The sequence below is a fragment of the Klebsiella sp. SYXHC3 genome (genome assembly GCF_057196925.1).
The window spans coordinates 198,611-217,984 of sequence record NZ_JBXUNG010000001.1 but is presented as its reverse complement, the minus strand read 5'-3'; the positions used below and the strand labels follow the sequence as shown (position 1 = coordinate 217,984).

Annotated in this window: 21 protein-coding genes; 12 read left to right on the top strand and 9 right to left on the bottom strand. The window is 56.1% G+C overall.

Features of this window, described 5'->3' with window-relative positions; all coding sequences use genetic code 11:
• The first annotated feature begins 3 nt into the window (after positions 1-3).
• From AC2CGP_RS01040 to clcB, 4 genes are all read left to right on the top strand, one after another.
• Positions 4-621 carry a DMSO/selenate family reductase complex B subunit gene (locus AC2CGP_RS01040; RefSeq protein ID WP_046883579.1) on the top strand — a complete coding sequence of 206 codons (618 nt, stop codon included), beginning with the start codon at positions 4-6 and terminating at the stop codon, positions 619-621.
• Position 622: 1 nt separating this feature from the next.
• A complete protein-coding gene (locus AC2CGP_RS01035; protein WP_015366769.1) occupies positions 623-1,480 on the top strand; it encodes a DmsC/YnfH family molybdoenzyme membrane anchor subunit in 858 nt (285 codons plus the stop codon).
• 42 nt (positions 1,481-1,522) lie between these two features.
• Positions 1,523-2,131 (top strand): Tat proofreading chaperone DmsD, encoded by a 609-nt coding sequence (gene dmsD / locus AC2CGP_RS01030; protein WP_213759245.1) that lies wholly within the window; start codon positions 1,523-1,525, stop codon positions 2,129-2,131.
• 101 nt (positions 2,132-2,232) lie between these two features.
• Positions 2,233-3,528, top strand: coding sequence for a voltage-gated ClC-type chloride channel ClcB (gene clcB / locus AC2CGP_RS01025; RefSeq protein WP_020078944.1), 1,296 nt, complete (start codon positions 2,233-2,235; stop codon positions 3,526-3,528).
• Here clcB and bioD read toward each other — a convergent pair.
• From bioD to AC2CGP_RS01010, 3 genes are all read right to left on the bottom strand, one after another.
• Positions 3,481-4,176 carry a dethiobiotin synthase gene (bioD, locus tag AC2CGP_RS01020; RefSeq protein ID WP_015366772.1) on the bottom strand — a complete coding sequence of 232 codons (696 nt, stop codon included), beginning with the start codon at positions 4,174-4,176 and terminating at the stop codon, positions 3,481-3,483. The genes clcB and bioD overlap by 48 nt on opposite strands.
• Positions 4,177-4,303: 127 nt before the next feature.
• Positions 4,304-5,524, bottom strand: a complete 1,221-nt coding sequence (mlc, locus tag AC2CGP_RS01015; RefSeq protein ID WP_015366773.1) for a sugar metabolism global transcriptional regulator Mlc — start codon at positions 5,522-5,524, stop codon at positions 4,304-4,306.
• A 124-nt stretch (positions 5,525-5,648) separates the two neighbouring features.
• Positions 5,649-6,551 carry a LysR family transcriptional regulator gene (locus AC2CGP_RS01010; RefSeq protein ID WP_015366774.1) on the bottom strand — a complete coding sequence of 301 codons (903 nt, stop codon included), beginning with the start codon at positions 6,549-6,551 and terminating at the stop codon, positions 5,649-5,651.
• Between the two features lie 92 nt (positions 6,552-6,643).
• Here AC2CGP_RS01010 and AC2CGP_RS01005 point away from each other — a divergent pair, with 92 nt between their 5' ends.
• Positions 6,644-7,933, top strand: coding sequence for an MFS transporter (locus tag AC2CGP_RS01005; RefSeq protein ID WP_071596080.1), 1,290 nt, complete (start codon positions 6,644-6,646; stop codon positions 7,931-7,933).
• A gap of 35 nt (positions 7,934-7,968) precedes the next feature.
• On the opposite strand, the gene AC2CGP_RS01000 is transcribed toward AC2CGP_RS01005, so the two are convergent.
• Complete coding sequence (locus AC2CGP_RS01000) at positions 7,969-8,061, bottom strand: KPN_01571 family protein (RefSeq protein WP_020078946.1); 93 nt, start codon at positions 8,059-8,061, stop codon at positions 7,969-7,971.
• A gap of 194 nt (positions 8,062-8,255) precedes the next feature.
• Between AC2CGP_RS01000 and AC2CGP_RS00995 the strand changes: the two genes are divergently transcribed.
• The 3 genes from AC2CGP_RS00995 (at position 8,256) to ydgU (ending at position 10,486) form a co-directional block, all read left to right on the top strand.
• On the top strand, positions 8,256-9,743 hold the full coding sequence (locus AC2CGP_RS00995) for a carboxypeptidase M32 (protein WP_213759244.1): 1,488 nt from the start codon (positions 8,256-8,258) through the stop codon (positions 9,741-9,743).
• A gap of 171 nt (positions 9,744-9,914) precedes the next feature.
• Positions 9,915-10,334, top strand: a complete 420-nt coding sequence (asr, locus tag AC2CGP_RS00990) for an acid resistance repetitive basic protein Asr (protein WP_015366777.1) — start codon at positions 9,915-9,917, stop codon at positions 10,332-10,334.
• A gap of 68 nt (positions 10,335-10,402) precedes the next feature.
• Positions 10,403-10,486: a small membrane protein YdgU gene (gene ydgU, locus AC2CGP_RS00985; RefSeq protein ID WP_095103248.1), complete on the top strand. Its 84-nt coding sequence runs from the start codon at positions 10,403-10,405 to the stop codon at positions 10,484-10,486.
• Positions 10,487-10,492: 6 nt separating this feature from the next.
• On the opposite strand, the gene AC2CGP_RS00980 is transcribed toward ydgU, so the two are convergent.
• On the bottom strand, positions 10,493-10,750 hold the full coding sequence (locus tag AC2CGP_RS00980; protein ID WP_015366779.1) for a hypothetical protein: 258 nt from the start codon (positions 10,748-10,750) through the stop codon (positions 10,493-10,495).
• Positions 10,751-11,403: 653 nt separating this feature from the next.
• Between AC2CGP_RS00980 and AC2CGP_RS00975 the strand changes: the two genes are divergently transcribed.
• Complete coding sequence (locus tag AC2CGP_RS00975) at positions 11,404-12,216, top strand: trypsin-like serine peptidase (protein WP_015366781.1); 813 nt, start codon at positions 11,404-11,406, stop codon at positions 12,214-12,216.
• On the opposite strand, the gene AC2CGP_RS00970 is transcribed toward AC2CGP_RS00975, so the two are convergent.
• The 4 genes from AC2CGP_RS00970 to AC2CGP_RS00955 all read right to left on the bottom strand — a co-directional run bounded on the left by AC2CGP_RS00970 (position 12,217) and on the right by AC2CGP_RS00955 (position 15,367).
• The gene (locus AC2CGP_RS00970; RefSeq protein ID WP_411303042.1) at positions 12,217-14,373 is read right to left on the bottom strand and encodes a putative bifunctional diguanylate cyclase/phosphodiesterase; all 2,157 of its coding nucleotides are present in this window, start codon (positions 14,371-14,373) and stop codon (positions 12,217-12,219) included. It lies immediately after the preceding gene.
• Between the two features lie 101 nt (positions 14,374-14,474).
• Entirely contained in the window at positions 14,475-14,804 is a 330-nt protein-coding gene (gene mdtI / locus AC2CGP_RS00965; protein ID WP_015366783.1) for a multidrug/spermidine efflux SMR transporter subunit MdtI, read from the bottom strand.
• The gene (gene mdtJ / locus AC2CGP_RS00960) at positions 14,791-15,153 is read right to left on the bottom strand and encodes a multidrug/spermidine efflux SMR transporter subunit MdtJ (protein ID WP_015705282.1); all 363 of its coding nucleotides are present in this window, start codon (positions 15,151-15,153) and stop codon (positions 14,791-14,793) included. Before mdtJ ends, mdtI begins: the two co-directional genes overlap by 14 nt.
• Positions 15,154-15,268: 115 nt before the next feature.
• The gene (locus tag AC2CGP_RS00955; protein WP_463732190.1) at positions 15,269-15,367 is read right to left on the bottom strand and encodes a protein YdgV; all 99 of its coding nucleotides are present in this window, start codon (positions 15,365-15,367) and stop codon (positions 15,269-15,271) included.
• 234 nt (positions 15,368-15,601) lie between these two features.
• On the opposite strand from AC2CGP_RS00955, the gene AC2CGP_RS00950 reads away from it, so the two are divergent.
• From AC2CGP_RS00950 to AC2CGP_RS00940, 3 genes are all read left to right on the top strand, one after another.
• Positions 15,602-16,636 (top strand): AI-2E family transporter, encoded by a 1,035-nt coding sequence (locus tag AC2CGP_RS00950; RefSeq protein WP_015366785.1) that lies wholly within the window; start codon positions 15,602-15,604, stop codon positions 16,634-16,636.
• Positions 16,637-16,860: 224 nt separating this feature from the next.
• On the top strand, positions 16,861-18,516 hold the full coding sequence (gene mdcA, locus AC2CGP_RS00945; protein WP_015705280.1) for a malonate decarboxylase subunit alpha: 1,656 nt from the start codon (positions 16,861-16,863) through the stop codon (positions 18,514-18,516).
• Positions 18,516-19,358 (top strand): triphosphoribosyl-dephospho-CoA synthase, encoded by an 843-nt coding sequence (locus AC2CGP_RS00940; RefSeq protein WP_004190298.1) that lies wholly within the window; start codon positions 18,516-18,518, stop codon positions 19,356-19,358. The genes mdcA and AC2CGP_RS00940 overlap by 1 nt, the downstream gene beginning before the upstream one ends.
• Positions 19,359-19,374 lie beyond the last annotated feature (16 nt).

Here is a 19,374-nt window from a genome sequence, read left to right as displayed (position 1 = left end):
ACCATGAGCGCTCAATACGGATTTTTTATCGATTCCGCCCGTTGCACCGGTTGCAAAACCTGCGAGCTGGCCTGTAAAGACTACAAGAACCTGACGCCGGACGTCAGCTTCCGTCGTATCTATGAGTATGCCGGCGGCGACTGGCAGGAGGACAACGGTGTCTGGAATCAGAACGTTTTTGCCTACTACCTTTCCATCGCCTGTAACCACTGCGAAGACCCGGCGTGCACCAAGGTCTGCCCGAGCGGAGCGATGCACAAGCGCGAAGATGGTTTTGTGGTGGTCAATGAAGAGGTGTGCATCGGCTGTCGCTACTGCCATATGGCCTGCCCGTATGGCGCGCCGCAGTACAACGCCGCTAAAGGGCATATGACCAAATGCGATGGCTGTCACGAGCGTGTGGCACAAGGCAAGAAACCGATTTGCGTCGAGTCCTGCCCGCTGCGGGCGCTGGACTTCGGGCCGATTGCCGAACTGCGTGAAAAGCACGGCCAACTGGCCGCCGTGGCGCCGCTGCCGTCGGCGCACTTCACCAGGCCGAACATTGTGATAAAACCAAACGCCAACAGCCGTCCGTGCGGCGATACCACCGGCTATCTGGCCAATCCGCAGGAGGTCTAAAATGGGAAATGGATGGCATGAATGGCCGCTGGTTCTGTTTACGGTACTGGGGCAATGCGTAGCTGGCGCGGTTATTGTCAGCGGCCTGGGCTGGGTGTCGCTCTGCGATCAGCGCGAAGCGCGAGAGCGGCTGGTGCGCAGCATGTTCTTTATCTGGCTATTGATGGGAATAGGTTTTCTTGCTTCTGTCATGCATCTCGGCTCGCCGCTACGGGCATTTAACTCATTGAACCGCGTTGGCGCTTCAGCGCTCAGTAATGAAATCGCCAGCGGCGCCCTCTTCTTCATCGTCGGCGGATTCTGGTGGCTATTGGCGGCGGTGGGAAAAATGCCCTCGGCACTTGGCAAAATCTGGTTGTTTCTCACCATGTTGCTGGGGCTGCTATTTGTGATGGCGATGACCCGGGTCTACCAAATTGACACCGTGCCAACGTGGTACAATGGCTACACCACCAGCGCGTTCTTCCTGACGGTACTGCTCGCCGGTCCGCTGTTCGCTGCCCTGCTGCTAAAGCTGGCGAAAGTCGATTTCAACGGCTGGTTTTTTGCCGCTATTAGCGTGGCCGCACTCATCATCAGCGTGGCCGTTGTTGTCTTGCAAAGCGCGGATCTCGGCACGATCCACAGTTCAGTACAACAGGCGAACGCCCTGCTACCGGATTACGGCAGACTACAGGTTCTACGGCTGATCCTGCTGGCGCTCGGTCTCGGCTGCTGGCTGTGTCCGCTGATCCGCCGCCAGCCGCCGCGCGCCGCCGGGTTATTGATCGGGCTGATAATGGTTTTAGTCGCGGAGTGTATAGGCCGCGGCCTGTTTTATGGCCTGCATATGACCGTGGGTATGGCGGTTGCGGGTTAACAAGACGGCGCGCCTGTGCGCGCCGCAGTAAGGAATAGGGTAATGATGCAGATCCCAAATCGCGACGCCGTCGCACTAAGCGCCCGCACGTTGGGCGCGCTGTTCTCTTATGCGCCGAATAGCGAGCAAAACACGCCGCTGGTCGCCGCTTTTCTCGATGGTAGCTGGCAGCCGCAGTGGCCGTTCCCGGTCTCCGATTCACTGGCAATGGAATTCGCCGCCAGCAGCGACGAGGCGCTGCCGCAAGCCTGGCAGCGTCTGTTTATCGGTCCATGGGCGCTTCCCGCTCCGCCGTGGGGTTCGGTGTGGCTGGATAAAGAGTCGGTGTTATTCGGCGACTCAACGCTTGCGCTGCGCGAGTGGATGCGCACCAGCGGTATTGCGCTGGATCTTGAGCGCAACGAACCCGAAGACCACTTCGGAACACTGCTGCTGCTGGCCGCATGGCTGTGTGAAACAAATCAGGATGAGTTGTTTGCGCAACTGCTGGCCTGGCATCTACTGCCGTGGTCCGGGCGTTTTCTGAGCGTCTTTATGGAAAACGCCGGGCATCCGTTCTATCGGGCGCTGGGCCAACTGGCGCAGTCGACGCTGGCTAACTGGCAGGAATATTTGCCCATCGCGGTGGCGGAAAAGCAGCTGTATCGTTAACTCACCCGCCGCGTCGATCCCCGGCGCGGCACTTATAGCTTTTGCATCTAAGGTTATTCCCTATCACAATAACGCTATGACTCCCAATTTCATTCCCGCTAATGCATCGTCTTCATAACTACCCTGATGTGCAGGTGATGTTCCGTCGCCTGATCATCGCCACGCTCGTCGGCATCTTTGCGGCGCTGGCCGTGGCGCTGTTTCGCCACTCGATGGTGGCACTGGAAACTTTATTTCTCGGTAATGATAGCGGCAGTCTGGTGAACGCCGCGCAGTCGCTACCGTGGTGGCGTCGGCTGCTGACGCCGGCGCTTGGCGGAATCGCGGCGGGGACATTACTCTGGTTATGGCAACGGCGCAACGTGTCGCGTCCGCACGCCCCGACCGATTACATGGAAGCGCTGGAAACCGGCGATGGCTGTTTCGATACGCCGGCAAGCCTCGTCAAATCGCTGGCATCGCTGCTGGTGGTCGTGACCGGCAGCGCCATTGGCCGCGAAGGGGCCATGATCCTGCTGGCCGCGCTGGCCGCCTCGCTGTTTGCCCGCCGTTTTACCCCGCGCGCTGAATGGAAGCTGTGGGTCGCCTGCGGCGCCGCCGCCGGGATGGCCAGCGCCTATCATGCGCCGCTGGCGGGGAGCCTGTTTATCGCCGAAATCCTCTTCGGCACCCTGATGCTGGCCTCGCTCGGGCCGGTGGTCATTTCAGCGGTGATCGCCCTGCTGCTGACCAATTTACTCAATGGCGGCGCCGCGCCGCTGTACCACGTCGTCTTGCAACAAAACCTGACCGCGCTGCATTACGGTTTAATGCTGGCAACCGGCCTGCTGACCGGTCTGTGCGGGCCGCTGTTCATCTGGCTGATGGACTACAGCCACCGTGGCTTCGTGAGGCTGAAACTGTCGCCGCCGTGGCAGCTGGCGCTGGGGGGACTCATCGTCGGCATGTTATCGCTTATTACCCCGGCAGTATGGGGCAATGGTTATAGCGTGGTGCAAAGCTATCTGCTATCGCCGCCGCTATTTAGCGTCATTATCATCGTCTTTGTCTGTAAGCTGTTGGCGGTGCTGGCCAGCAGCGGCTCCGGCGCGCCGGGCGGCGTCTTTACCCCGACGCTATTCGTCGGGCTGGCAATAGGAATGCTATTCGCCACTTTTAGCGGGCTGTGGTTAGATAACGATCAGAACATAGCGATTATGATTGGGTTAACCGGAATGGCGGCGTTTCTCGCCGCGACAACGCATGCGCCAATGATGTCGACGCTGATGATTTGTGAGATGACCGGGCAGTATGTGCTGCTGCCCGGTTTATTGATCGCCTGCGTACTGGCTTCGGTAGTGTCGCGAACGTTACGCCGGGATTCGATCTATCGCCATCACGTTGCCGAGCACGTCTAAGTCAACATACTGGCTGAGTTCGCGCTGTTCGGCGCGCGGCAGATAAGGCAGCTCGCCAATCAGCGGCGCAGGCAGCTTTTTGCTCAACACATCAATAATTTCAGCGTAGTGCGCAAGGCCAGGGTTAATGCGGTTGGCGACCCAGCCGATTAACGGCAGACCGTCGTTGGCGATCGCCTGAGCGGTCAACAGTGCATGGTTGATACACCCTTCCTGAATGCCCACCACCAACACTACCGGCAGTTGTTCCTGCACTACCCACTCGGAGAGCGGGCGTAAGTCGTTCATCAGGCTGCGCCAGCCGCCGGTACCTTCCACTACGACATGATCCACTCTGCCGCTGAGCTGCTGCAGGCCGTCACTGAGTAAGCCGTAGTTGATCGGGCAGCTGTGCGCCACGCTGCTTTCTTCTTCGCTTAACGCGATGGGATTGACAGCATCATACGGCAGCGACAGCGTCGACACGCTCTGTAATACCAGCGCATCTTTGTTACGCAGTCCTTCCGGCGTCTCTTTGCTGCCCTTCGCCACAGGCTTATACCCGGCGACGCTTTTACCGCTGGCAGCAAGTGCCTGCAGCAGCGCGCGGGATACTACCGTCTTCCCGACAGCAGTGTCAGTACCTGTTATAAAGAAACGCTTAAACATCACTAACCCCAAAGTTGTGTATACGAAAAATACATAAGAGAAATAATCAACAGTGGGAAAAGTCTACGCGAAGCCGTCGGGGCCCAGATTGAGATAGCGCAATTTTTGGTGCGACTATGAAAAAATGTTAACCCTGTAACAGTCGGATAAGGAGCGATCCGTTATAGAGGGCGTCTTTCACCAAAGCCGCGCCAGCCATCGTTCCGCGGTTTGAGAACTGGGTACTCTCAACCGCGATATGACGACTATATGCCGGTAGCGCCTGTTGCCGAATACAGTCAGAAATTGCCGGAAACAAAATATCAGACGCCTGATTGAACGGCGAACCAATAAGGATTTTTTGCGGGTTAAACAGATTGACCATGATAGCCAGAATACGCCCTACATGAGCGCCAACGCCGGTAATGATATCCCGCGCCAGTAAATCACCCTGCTGCGCCGCCTGACATAACCATTCAACGCTCAACTGCTGTTGATGCAGCATAGAGCTCATGGATTTTGCCATGCGCATCTGCGCCAGTTCCAGCACGCTTTCGACGCTGGCGATGGTTTCCAGGCAGCCGTGATTGCCGCAATAGCAGCGTTTACCATAAGGGTCAACCTGGGTGTGGCCGATCTCCACCAGGCTGCTGCTGCCGGCGTGCAACAGGCGGCCATCGGTGATCACTCCCGCGCCGACGTTGTGGTCGATTACCACCTGGATGACGTCGCGCGCCCCCCGCGAGGCGCCAAACAACGATTCGGCCATAGTCCAGGCGCTAATATCGTGCTGTATATAGACCGACACTCCGGTGTGATTAGCCAGAGCCTCACCGAGCGGCATATCTTTCACGTCATCATAAAACGGCATCCGGTGGATGATACCGTTTTCAGTATCAATGATCCCCGGCAAGGTGATGGCGATTGCGGTAAGTCGTTCGAGCTTGTGCTGATGGCGAATAAAAAACTGGTCGATATGCTCGATGATCCGCGTCAGCAGCGGTTGCGCATGCTGCAGCGGCAGTTCCAGTTGTTCTTCCACCACCAGCTTGCTGCTCAGATCGCGCAGCGCCAGGTGGATTTCCCCCCGGCTGATGCGCAACGACAAATAATGCCAGGCTTCCGTTTCAACCATCAGCCCGACCGCCGGGCGGCCGCGGCTCCCCGGCTCCTGGATTTCGGTCTCCTGCACCAGGTGCGCTTCCAGCATCTCGCGAACAATTTTGGTAATGCTGGCCGGCGCCAGTTGCGCAAATCGGGAAAGGTCGATACGCGACACCGGGCCAAGCTGATCAATCAGGCGATATACCGCGCCAGCATTAGTCTGCTTTATTTGATCGATATGGCCTGGTTGACTGTCCGCTACCACCGTTGACTCCCTTTATTTTCGCGCTTCGAAATAAACTTTTGGCTATGGTGAAGCACTTCGATGGTGCACGTCAAATTTTTACTTAGCCTTGTGATTTGCCGCACATTTTTACCCCGTTTTTGTCTTAATTCGCCAGGGCGGCGGCAGCGAGAAGATAATCGCGAAAGCGCTGCGCCGCCAGACCCTGTTCACGGTGTTTGGCCCACACCAGCCACATTTCCGACACCGCATCAGGTTCACTAATCGGCAGCCAGCGCATTTCATTTAACTGCACCCGCTTAAACGAGGCCGGTAGGATCGATACCCCAAGACCTGAAGCCACAAGGCCAATAATGGTCATTGCCTCGCCGACCTCCTGGGTGATAACGGGCGTGGTACCGTAGCGGCGCATCAACCCGAGAATATCGTCATACAGGCCGGTACCAACGTGCGGATCGAAAAAGACAAACGGCTCGCGCGCCAGCTCAAGCAGACTGACCGATTGCTGACGGGCCAGGGGATGATCGCTGGGCACCATCGCCAGTAGCGGTTCGCGCAGCACCCTTTCCCAGCACAAGGTATCCGGCAGCTGCGTGTTGCGCATCAGGCCAAGGTCAAGCGCCCCTTCATTCAGCGGCACGATCTGTTCGCGGGTGTTGGTTTCGCGGGTCTGGATATGGACATCGGGAAAGCGGCGACGAAAAGTGGAAAGCGTATCGGAAACCGCTTTGATAAATGGCGCCGACGAGGTGAAGCCGATACGCAGTTCACCGGTTTCGCCGTGGTGCAGGCGCCCGGCGCGAGCGGCGGCATCTTCAACCTGCGTCAGTATTTGTCGGCTATCGGCGAGGAACTGCACTCCCGCCGCCGTCAGGCTGACGCTGCGATTAGTGCGGGCAAACAGCCGCGCGCCAATCTGTTGTTCGAGAATCTGAATTTGCTGGCTTAACGGCGGCTGAGAGATATTCAGGCGCGCCGCCGCGCGGCCAAAATGCAGCTCTTCCGCCACGGCGACAAAGTAACGCAGATGACGCAGCTCGATATTCATATTTAAAACGTCTTATTTGAGATTATTAATATATTAGACGGAATATTTACAATTTTATACCCTAAAAATGTGAGCTGAATGGTCACATCAGTTTGTTTGTAATCCAGCTGTATATAAGCAAGGAATTCTCCGTGAGTAACACAACAACCGCTGACACCGCGCCGGCGAGCGATGTCAGGGATAAGGTCGCTTCCCAGCCAAATCAATTTATTAAACGCGGCACCCCGGCGTTTATCCGCGTCACCCTGGCGCTATTTTCCGCCGGACTGGCCACCTTCGCCCTGCTCTATTGCGTGCAGCCCATTCTGCCGGTGCTGTCAGGCGAGTTCGGCGTAAGCCCGGCCAGCAGCAGTATTTCATTATCGATTTCCACCGCGATGCTCGCCATCGGCCTGCTATTTACCGGCCCGCTGTCGGATGCCATTGGCCGTAAACCGGTAATGGTCACCGCCTTACTGTTGGCGGCGTGTTGCTCATTATTATCAACGATGATGACCAGCTGGCACGGTATTCTGATCATGCGCGCGTTGATCGGCCTGTCGCTCAGCGGCGTAGCCGCCGTAGGGATGACTTATCTCAGCGAGGAGATCCACCCAAGCGTGGTGGCGTTTTCAATGGGGCTTTATATCAGCGGTAACTCGATAGGCGGCATGAGCGGCCGCCTGCTCACCGGGGTCTTTACCGATTTCTTCGGCTGGCGCGTGGCGCTGGCGGTGATAAGCGCCTTCGCCCTCGCTGCGGCAATCATGTTCTGGCGTATTCTTCCCGAGTCGCGCCACTTCCGCCCTATTTCGTTGAAACCGAAAACGCTGCTGATTAACTTCCATCTGCACTGGCGCGATCGCGGCCTGCCGCTGTTGTTCCTCGAAGGCTTCCTGCTGATGGGCGCATTTGTGACCCTGTTTAACTATATTGGCTACCGTTTGATGATGTCGCCATGGTCGCTGAATCAGGCGGTGGTTGGCCTGCTGTCGGTTGCTTACCTGACCGGGACCTGGAGTTCGCCAAAAGCCGGCGCGCTGACGGTGCGTTATGGCCGCGGTCCAGTAATGTTGTTCTTTATTGCGGTGATGCTGTTTGGCCTGCTGATGACGCTATTCTCGCCGCTGTGGCTGATTTTCATCGGCATGCTGCTGTTCTCCGCCGGCTTTTTTGCCGCGCACTCGGTCGCCAGCAGTTGGATCGGACCACGGGCGCGTCGCGCGCGCGGCCAGGCATCTTCGTTATACCTGTTCAGCTACTATCTTGGCTCAAGTATTGCGGGGACGCTCGGTGGGGTCTTCTGGCATCATTACGGCTGGAATGGCGTCGGCGGCTTTATCGCCCTGCTGTTAATGGCCGCGCTGCTGACCGGCGCCTGTTTGCACAACCGCCTGAAATAATCGTTAAACGACGTGACCTTATTGGTCACGTCCGTTCACCACAGCCCGAGCACCGATGGTAACCCCAACAGTTCTCTGAGAGCATCCATAGAAAGCAGTGCGAAAAATACCCACGTGAACGGATTCATACTCGCCTCCGCTGACAGCCAGCGCCTGTTTTCAGTGTAGCCGCTGGCGAAGCGCACCGTCCGTTATGGTTATCACATGCGCATTTTTCGATGCACGCAAAATGTCGTTCCAGCGACTCGACCAAATCACCCCGACGCGCTAGTGTACCCACTGACAACAGATTTATTTCACTCGCCACAGGCCAGCAGAGACTATGACTGACAACAACAACTATCAGCAGCTCACCCGCACTTTCCAACGGCTCTCCCGCTTCTCTCACCTTGCCGCCATCGCCGGCTGGGATATGTTCGCCATGATGCCGCCCGGCGGCAGCCGCGCGCGCGGCGAAGCGCTGGCGGAGCTCGGGGTGCTGCAGCACCAAATTTTGACCGATAAGAAGGTTGGTGAATGGCTGGAAAACGCCCTGCAGGAAGATCTTAACGATCTGGAACAGGCTAACCTGCGCGAAATGACCCGCCAGTACCAGCAAGCGGCGCTACTGCCCGAAAGCCTGGTGGAAGCGAAATCGCTGGCTGGCAGCCGCTGCGAACACGCCTGGCGCAGCCAGCGCCCGGCTAACGACTGGCAGGGGTTTGCCGAAAACCTGCGCGAGGTCGTTAAGCTCAGCCGCGAAGAGGCGCAGATCCGTGCCGATGCGAAAGGCTGTTCACGTTATGATGCCCTGCTGGATATTTTCGAACCCGATATGACCAGCGCGCGTCTTGACGTGCTATTCGCCAATCTGAAATCCTGGCTGCCGTCGCTGCTGGCAAACGTCGTCGATAAGCAAGCGCAGAAGACGCTGCTCGAGCCACAGGGGCCCTTCGCCATCGCCGATCAGCGTGAGCTGGGCCTGGAAGCGATGCGGGTTTTAGGCTTTGATTTTGACGGCGGGCGTCTGGATATTAGCGCACACCCCTTCTGCGGCGGCGTGCCAGAGGACGTCCGGATCACCACCCGCTATAACGAAAACGATCTGCTCAGCGCGCTATTTGGCGTGATCCACGAAACCGGCCACGCGCGCTATGAACAGAACCTCCCGCGTAACTGGGTCGATCAGCCGGTTGGGCTGGCTCGCTCAACGGCGATTCACGAATCTCAGAGTCTGTTCTTCGAAATGCAGCTTGGCCGCAGCGAAGCCTTCCTCAACCGCCTGCTGCCCGCCGTGCGTCAGCGCTTTGGCGACCAGCCGGCGTTCAGCGCGGAAAACTTTATCGCCTGGAACCAGCGCGTGAAGCCGGGCTTCATTCGCGTCGATGCCGACGAAGTCAGCTACCCGGCGCACGTCATTCTGCGCTATGAAATCGAGCGGGCGCTGATCGACGGCGATATTGAAGTAGACGATATTCCCGCCCTGTGGGATGAGAAAATGCAGAGCTGGCTGGGTATTTCGACCCTCGGCAACTATCGCGACGGCTGTATGCAGGATATTCACTGGACCGATGGCGGTTTCGGCTATTTCCCTTCCTATACGCTGGGGGCGATGTACGCCGCACAGCTGATGGCGGCCGCCAGACGCGCGTTACCGAATCTCGCACAGGATATCGCCGGCGGCGATTTTAACGCTCTGTTCGACTGGTTGCGGCAAAATATCTGGCAGCACGGCAGCCGCTTTACCACTTCGCAGCTGATTAAGAATGCCACCGGCGAAGATCTCAACGGTGAGTATTTCCGCCAGCATCTTACCGCGCGTTATCTCTAAGCCTGCGCGCCGGGGCCTGCTCCGGCGCGTTATACCCGTTCGCTTCGCGTTGTACATATGGTTACACGCCGATACCAAACACTCACGGAAAGCTCCAAAAGACAAGCATATAGTTACTTCAACGGCCCCGCAGTGGGGTTGAAATGAAGAAACCTTTTCGAGGATATCAGAATGAAAAAAGTATTAGCTCTGGTCGTTGCCGCTGCTATGGGTCTGTCTTCCGCTGCTTTCGCTGCTGATGCAGCAAGCACCACTCAGGCACCTGCTGCTGCAACTCACAGCACCACTGCCAAGACAACTCACCATAAAAAACATCACAAAGCTGCCGCCAAACCGGCTGCAGAACAGAAAGCCCAGGCTGCCAAGAAACACAAAAAAGCCGCGGCGAAACCCGCTGTAGAGCAAAAAGCTCAGGCTGCGAAAAAACACCACAAAGCCGCCACTAAACCGGCTGCACAGAAAGCCCAGGCTGCCAAAAAGCACCACAAAACTGCCGCTAAACCAGTAGCGCAGAAAGCTCAGGCTGCGAAAAAACACCACAAAACCACTAAACACACCGCTGCTAAACCTGCTGCTCAGCCGGCTGCATAATCGTTTCGGTTAGTCTGGTATTGTATAAATCGGCGCTGTTTAAGCGCCGTTTTTTTCTGGAGAGCGCTATGCTGCGACGCTATCGTTTTGAGCTCATCCTGATACTGCTGATAATATGCGCGCTGGTGGCAACCCGCTTTTTCCTCTATTAGGCGCCGCTAATCATCCCCCTCAATAGGAAAACCGGCTTCACGAATTGCCTGACGGCAATCGCTGACGCCCGCAGCATATCCCGCTTCAATTTCGCATACCGGGCTCGCACTGGAGAAAGGTAAGCGAATCGGCGTCGCCAGTTGACGTTCCAGCTCGCCAATTTTTACCCGCGCCGCCAGCAATTCCTTCGCCAGTTCTGGGGGCGACACTTCGGTTTTTTCCCCCGTAATGATCGCCCGCAATTGCTTCTCATCGATAGTCATCATATCCGCCAGTTTGCATTCATTGACAGATATTATAGCCAACGCCACCTCAGTGGCGCTGGCGTGACGCTACATGGCACGTACCGCCTCAATCACGAGATAGCCCATCGCTCCCCACATAAAAAAAGAAACCAGCGAAACATAAACTAATGCGCGAATACCTTGTTTAGACATACACCCTCCCACTACGGGAAATGACATTGCGCTTATGATGGCCGGGTCAACCTCACATTTCACTCAACGGGAATCGCCAATGACAATGTTTACAGTGAGAAAATGTTTCGTAGTGAAAATAATTGAGAAGATGGTAAAAAAACGCCAATGACCATGAACTTTTGCGATCTTAAGGCGACTAAAACACCCTCGAAAAATTGCGCTTTGCGAATGTCCTGTAAGGCAAAGTGATTATTTTGCCGTCGTTTTACGTACGTTCCGATACACGAATTATGTTGCGTTGCACGCCGCTTTCTGCGGAAATGACAACAGCAGAGATAATGCGTTAACCATCTGAATTAACATGGTTCTTGCATAGATGAAATGTCTTCAGGAGTCATTTTAACTGCCGTTTGGCTTAATAAAAATTATTCTTAACTTTCATAAACTTAAATCTCCTGCTACTTTCAATAGACATAATTATCTCCCCAGAGAGTGATATGCGTAGAGACGTACTGTTATTACTGTGTTCGTTTTGTGTATTTCCCCTGTTTGCTCACGCCGATGATGACGGCATGAGCGCGAAAGATATCAAAACGCTTTTTTTCGGCCATGACGATCGTAAAGCGGTCAGCGATCCGGCCAGTTCCCCCTGGGATGCCATCGGCCAGTTAGAAACCGCCAGTGGTAATCTGTGTACCGCAACGCTGATTTCACCGCATCTGGCCCTCACCGCCGGTCACTGTTTGCTGCAGCCGCCGAAAGGAAAGCCGGACAAGGCCGTTGCGTTGCGTTTTATCTCGCGTAAGGGCAGTTGGGTCTATGAAATTCACGGGATTGACGGCCGTACCGACCCATCGCTAGGCAAACGGCTTAAAGCGGACGGCGATGGCTGGATTGTCCCCTCTTCCGCAGCCCCCTGGGACTTTGGCCTGATCGTCCTGCGCTACGCGCCCGGCGGCATTACGCCTGTTCCTGTGTTTCGCGGTGATAAAGAAGCGCTGACCGCGGCGCTGAAAGCAACGGACCGCAAAGTGACGCAATCCGGCTACCCGGAAGATCATCTGGATAGCCTCTATAGCCACCAGGATTGTCTGGTGACGGGATGGGCGCAAGCCTCAGTTCTATCACATCAATGCGATACGCTACCGGGCGACAGCGGTTCTCCGCTGCTGTTAAAAACGGACAACGGCTGGCAGGTCATTGCAGTGCAAAGCTCGGCGCCGGGACCGAAAGATCGCTATCGCGCCGATAACCGGGCTATTGCCGTGACCGGTTTTCTCGACAAGCTGGAAGCGCTGGCTAACGAGTGATTATCCCTGCTGCTGGCGCAGTTGAAGCAATGAATCGATCGGCATCGGTTGGCTGAAATAATATCCCTGAAGTCGATCGCATCCCGCCCGCCGCAGCAGCGCCAGCTGCTGCTGAGTTTCTACCCCTTCAGCAACCACGGTGATCCCCAGCGCATTAGCGATACGTACCGTGCCGCGCACCAGTTCTGCCGCCTGCGGGTCGACATCCACCACCCCGGCTAACGACTTATCAATCTTGAGGCTATCAAAACGACAGCTGCGTAGATAACCAATACTGGAATAGCCAATGCCAAAATCATCCAGCGCGACGGCGATACCTAACGATTTCAGGTTCTCGATAGCCACGCGAGCGCGCTCCGGGTTTTCCAGTACGTAGCTTTCGGTTACCTCAAGCTGCAGGCGGCGGGCAGGAAACTGACAGCGTCCCAGGGTTTGGATCACCCGAGTTTCGAATTCCGGGTCGCGGAACTGCGCCGGGGATATATTGACGGAAAGGAGTAAATCCCCCATCGTCTGGAGATCGTAACAGGCTTGCGACAGCGCAAACTGGCCCAAGGCATAAATCAATCCGCTGCTTTCGGCAATGGGGATGAAAGCATCCGGCGCCAGCGGGCCTTCAGGACGTCGCGGCCAGCGCAGCAAGGCCTCTACGCCTTCCATCACCAGCGTTTCGGCATTGACGATCGGCTGATACCAGACATCAAATTCGCCTTTTTCGAGACCTTCGCGGATACCATTTTCAATGTGCAGCTGGTGCTGACGCGTTTCGTTAAGGGTGTCATCATACCAGGCCGCTCTTCCCTTACCGCTTTTCTTCGCGTGGTACATGGCCATATCCGCACGGCGAAACAACTCAGTACTGGAACACTGCGTCGGCACCCCGCTGGCAATACCAATACTGGCGCTGATATATATTTTCCGGGCGCTGAGCGCAACGGGAGTTTTTAATAATTCGAGCACCGCCAGGGCGAATGCTGAGGCCTGATTAACCGCATGTTCGCCGCTCATGGTCATGGCGAATTCATCCCCGCCCATCCGCGCCAGCATCGCCCCCGCCGGAACCCGATCGCGTAATTCGCGGGCGATATGGGCAATCAGCGCGTCGCCAGTATCATGGCCGTAGTTATCGTTGACGTCTTTAAAACCATCGAGATCGATAAATACCACGCTCTGCATTTCATTCTTACCGCATTCGCCCATCGCATTTAAACGTTCAATCAATGCCCGACGGTTCGGCAAAAGGCTCAGCCAATCGATCAGCGCATTTTTTCGCGCCTGCTGTTCGCCGCGCGCCAGCTTGTAAAGCCCCAGGCTACTCAGCATGATAAACAGCAAAATTAAACTTGCCGCCAGAATGGCAATGAGCCTGATGCTGTTTGACGCGGCGCGCGCCGCTTCCGCACCGGGAAGGCGCGGTTGCCAGCTCAGATAGGCCAGCGTCTCCCCGCCCTCTGTGCGTAATGGTACGCTGTATTCGCCGGCAAACTGCGTCGTATGCAGACGATTAATCTGGAAAGTGTTCCCCAGGGTTTCCAGCATGGTTGGATTAATGTGGCGGGTAATCACCAGATAGCGACGGGTTTTATCATAAATCGGTAAGCGGCCGATTGTCGGGCGAATCAAGCCGATACCGACAAACGCAATGCCCGCGCGGGTACGGGTGATTCCGGCAAAGGCATTTTTACCGCGTCTCAGCACATCCGCGTGCAGCTCGATAAGGGTTTGTAACCCGCTGCCGAAAAAACCAATATCGGATTCGGTAAATGGCTCGCTGCGAAAAGCCCCCCACAAGATGCGATAGTTTTCATCCAGGATAAAAGTGCCGTCGTAGAGATTATTAATCTTAAAACCCGATCCCCACGAATCATACAGCCAGTGTGCATCAAGATGGGGCGTATAGGTTTGTTTAACCGCATCATCCCAAATCGAATTATCCAGTACCAATGACAGCACCCGGTTCACCGATGTCTGCACGGCGCCTTCTACCGAAAGCATCGAACGGTGTTTATCTATTTCATTAGTTTTAATACTGACCAGATGTTGCGACAAATAGAAAAGAGAAATCACAGAGACGACCAGGCCCAGGCCGGCAAGAAATACCAGAATGGAAAGGATTTTGGCAGAGGGAATATTCCGCCAGCCAGGCAAAGGAATCATGTGCTGTCCTCATAGCGGCGTACAGAAAGATGCCGAATCTGCTTTTTTAAGCGTAATACAGAGAACAGAATTTGCCGCCTGCGAACGCAGGCGGCATCATATCAGGCCAGTTTTATCAATACCATACCGGCCACCAGCAGCACGACGCCAACCCAACCTTTATGGTTCAGACGCTGACCAAAGAGGATCCAGCCAGCGGCAATGGTGGCCGCAATCCCGAATCCGCCCCACAGCGCATAAGCGACGGACAGGTCGATACCTTTTACCGCCTGCGACAGGGCGCTAAAGGCCCCTAACACCGCCGCCAGCGACAGAATACCGTAGATCTTACGACGGAAGCCGTCGGAAAATTTCAGCAATACGTTCGCGGTTATTTCCAGTACGATAGCCAGCGCCAGCCAGGCGCCGTGAATCCACTCAAACTGTTGCATGAGCTGTCTCCTCACGCTGTTTCACCGCCTTTTTTGTGCCGGACTTAATCAGTATGATCCCGGCGACCAGCGTTGCTAGTCCGGCGAGTTTAATGACTGACAGGCTTTCATCGAACAGCAGCACGCTGAATACGGTAATCAATAAAATACCGATACCTTCCCATAGCGCATACGCCACACCGAGAGCAATTTTTTTAACGGCGAAGGCCAGGAAAATATAGGAAAGCGCAATCATTGCCAGCATTAAAATATAACCTGTATGACCGCCGCTGACGCTTGCCCATTTCATAGACAACGTGCCGGTTATTTCAGCGACGATAGCTAAGGCTAATAAAATCCAATAAAACATAATCCCTTCTCCTGCTTGAGAATACAATCCATGACGGCTTACGCGAGTAAACCGAAAAAATTCTGACGTAGTTTTAGCCGTGCGCGGTGCGCCAGCTCAGGCAGAGAGAATGGGACTATAGCGCGGAGCGCCAGTGCTGTTCGCCAGCAAATCGGGAAAGGATGAAAGGTAATGCGTGATGAGTAGAAAAATAAAGGCTGAACTGATTGTTCATAAAATTACAATTATCCGCGGTGTTGCTTCTCGTCATTGCGGAAAAAAATTGTCCTCGGTAGTTAAACACAAGTAAATTTTTACCATAGTGTTAATATTAACTCAAAGAATTTGCAATTCTTTACGTCTAACGAGCGATTTCAATTAGTATTTTCTCAAACTGATCTCCATCATAAACGTGTATAGCAAAGTCGCTATGATCAAGGACGTTTTCATCTTCACCGTAAGGAACCCAATGGCCAAACCCATCATCACCCTAAATGGACTCAAGATCGTCATCATGCTGGGCATGTTGGTTATCATCCTTACCGGCATCCGTTTTGCCGCCGACATTATCGTCCCCTTTATCTTAGCGCTATTCCTTGCGGTGGTGATCAATCCGCTGGTCCAGTTGATGGTACGCTGTCGGGTGCCGCGAGTGCTGGCGATTTCGCTACTGGTGGGCGCTATCGTGCTACTGGCGGTGGTACTGCTGGCGTCGCTTGGCACCTCGCTTAACGAACTGGCGCGCACCCTGCCGCAATACCGCACGTCGCTGGCCGAACCGCTAAAGACGGTCACCCCATGGCTACAGCGCTTTGGTTTTACCGTCTCCGCCATTGAGCTGAATAAGTATATCGATCCCAACGCGGTGATGACCCTGGTTACCAGCTTGTTGACCCAGTTGTCGAATGCGATGTCGTCCATTTTTCTGTTGCTTCTCACCGTAGTATTTATGCTGTTGGAAGTGCCGCAGCTGCCCGCCAAGCTTCAGCAGCTAATGTCGCGGCCGGTTGAGGGAATGGGCGCCATTCAGCGGGCGATAGATAGCGTCTCACATTACCTGGTACTGAAAACCGCGATTAGCCTGGTCACCGGGCTGGTGGTCTGGGGTATGCTGGCGCTGCTGGACGTCCGCTTCGCCTTTATGTGGGGGCTACTGGCCTTTGCGCTGAACTATATTCCCAATATCGGTTCGGTACTGGCGGCCATCCCGCCGATTCTGCAGGTGATGGTATTTGGCGGCCTGTATGAGGCGCTGATCGTCACTGCCGGTTACCTGATTATCAACCTGGTGTTCGGCAATATTCTCGAGCCACGTATCATGGGCCGTGGGCTGGGGCTCTCCACGCTGGTGGTGTTCCTGTCGTTAATATTCTGGGGCTGGCTGCTGGGCCCGGTCGGCATGCTGCTGTCGGTGCCGTTGACCATCATTGTGAAAATCGCCCTTGAGCAAACCAACGGCGGGCAGAGTATTGCCTTCTTACTCAGTGACTTAAGTAAAGAATAATCGGCAATCTGGCTGGCCTATCCGCCAGCCTTCCCTCCTTTCATCTTTTCCGCTCAGACCGTTACTCCTTTTTTATTATTGATCCCCATCACAAATGGGCACATCCAATCATTACTATAAAGCTAACGATTAGCCGGCGTGCTTAATTGATGCACAGCGCCGCGCATCGCACACTAACTTCCACCAGGACAAACGAAACGATTTGTCGAATCAGGAGGTTAACAATGAATGCTGAACAAACGACGGGACGGGTCTGGAACCGTCGCCGGACGGAAAAACAGCGGCGGCTGGCCGAAACGAAGATTGCCGGCAAAGTCATCCCCACTGACCAACTGGTCAGCGTACTGGAAAATCTGCTCGCCCCTGGCGACCGGGTAGTACTGGAAGGTAACAACCAGAAGCAGGCTGATTTCCTCTCCCGCATGCTCGCCGAGGTTAATCCGCAGAAAATCCACGACCTGCATATGATTATGCCAAGCGTCGGGCGCAGTGAGCATCTGGACCTGTTTGAAAAAGGCATTGCCCGTAAACTGGATTTCTCTTTCTCCGGCACGCAAAGCCTGCGCATCTCGCAGCTGCTGGAAGATGGCCTGCTCGAAATCGGCGCCATCCATACCTATATTGAACTCTACTCCCGCCTGTACGTCGATCTGTCGCCAAACGTCGCGCTGATCGCCGGCTATAAAGCGGACCGTAAAGGCAACCTGTATACCGGACCGAGTACTGAAGATACGCCAGCGCTGGTGGAAGCCGCCGCCTTCCACGACGGCATTGTGATAGCCCAGGTCAACGAACTGGTGGACGACGAATGCGACCTGCCGCGCGTCGATATTCCCGGCTCGTGGATTGATTACGTGGTGGTCGCCGACAAACCGTTCTTCATTGAACCGCTCTTCACCCGCGACCCTCGTCTGATTAAGCAAGAACACATTCTGATGGCGATGATGGCGATCAAAGGCATCTACGCGGAACATCAGGTGCAGTCGCTTAACCACGGCATCGGCTTTAATACCGCCGCCATCGAGCTGTTGCTGCCCACCTACGGCGAACAGCTCGGACTGAAAGGCAAAATCTGTAAACACTGGACGCTGAACCCGCATCCGACCTTAATCCCGGCCATCGAAAGCGGCTGGGTGGAGAGCGTGCACTGCTTCGGCGGCGAACTGGGGATGGAAGAGTATATCCGCGCCCGCCCGGATATCTTCTTTACCGGCCCGGATGGCTCAATGCGTTCCAACCGTGCCTTCTGTCAGCTGGCAGGTCAGTACGCGGTAGATATGTTTATCGGCTCGACCCTGCAGGTTGATGGTCTGGCTAACTCCTCAACCGTCACCCGCGGTCGTCTTTCCGGTTTCGGCGGCGCGCCGAACATGGGCCATGACCCGCACGGTCGCCGCCACGCCACCCCGGCCTGGCTCAATATGATCACCGAACCAGACCCGATGCAGCGCGGTAAAAAACTGGTGGTGCAGATGGTCGAAACCTTCCAGGCCGGCGTAAAACCGACCTTCGTTGAAACGCTCGATGCGGTCGACGTCGCCAAAACCTCCGGCATGCCGCTGGCGCCGGTGATGATTTATGGCGATGACGTGACCCACGTGCTGACCGAAGAGGGTATCGCCTACCTGTACCGCGCGGAGAGCCTTGAAGAGCGCCGGGCGATGGTCGCCGCGGTGGCCGGGATCACCGATATTGGCCTCGGGGTGGACGCCAAACGCGTCGCCGCGCTGCGCCAGAGCGGCAAAGTGGTGTACCCGGAAGATATCGGCATTCGCCGTAGTGATGCCACCCGCTCGCTACTGGCCGCCGGCAGCGTCGCCGAGCTGGTGGAGTGGTCCGACGGACTGTACAACCCACCGGCAAAATTCCGGAGCTGGTAATGAAAAATCTCTCCCCCCTACACGCAGAAAGCCGCGTCAGCTGGCTGGCGCATACCGCCAGCGCGTGTCTGATTGACGAAGCCCGCCTGAGTCCGAAACCGGGTCTGGTCGATAGTCGCGGCAACGGCGCGCATCAGGATCTCAATCTGGACCTGATGGAACGCTCCGCCCGCAGCCTGCAGCCAACCTTTCACGCACTGGCGCAGCAAAGCTGGCAGCGTCCGGCTGATATCGCCCTGCGCGAAACCGTCGGCCGCCTCGGTCGCGAAGGTGAAGCGCAGATGATGATGGCGACAGGTGGAGTTAACACCCACCGCGGCGCCATTTGGGCGCTGGGCCTACTGGTCAGCGCGGTGGCGATGTTGGGTGGAGAGGGTCAATCACAGGCGATCGCCGGGACCGCCGCCGCCCTTGCCCGCCTGCCTGACGGTTTCGCGCCGAAAAGCTTTAGTAAGGGGCTGCGCGCCAGCCGCCGTTGGCAGGTGCCGGGGGCACGCGAGGAAGCGCAGCGCGGATTTCCGCATGTTACCGCCCTGGCGCTGCCGCAACTGCAACAGAGCCGGGCGCGAGGCGCCAGCGAGCAGCAGGCGCGCCTTGATGCGCTGATGGCCATCATGACCTCGCTGAGCGATACCTGCGTGCTGTCGCGCGCCGGCATGAACGGGCTGCATGCCATGCAGCAAGGCGCCCGCGAGGTTCTGGCGGCGGGCGGTTGCGCCAGCGTCGCCGGTCGCGCCGCGCTGGCGCGCCTTGATGCGCAGATGCTGGCGCAAAACGCCTCGCCGGGTGGCGCGGCCGATCTCCTTGCCGCCACCCTGTTTCTCGACCGGGTTTCCGGCTAACGCATTCAGAGGATGT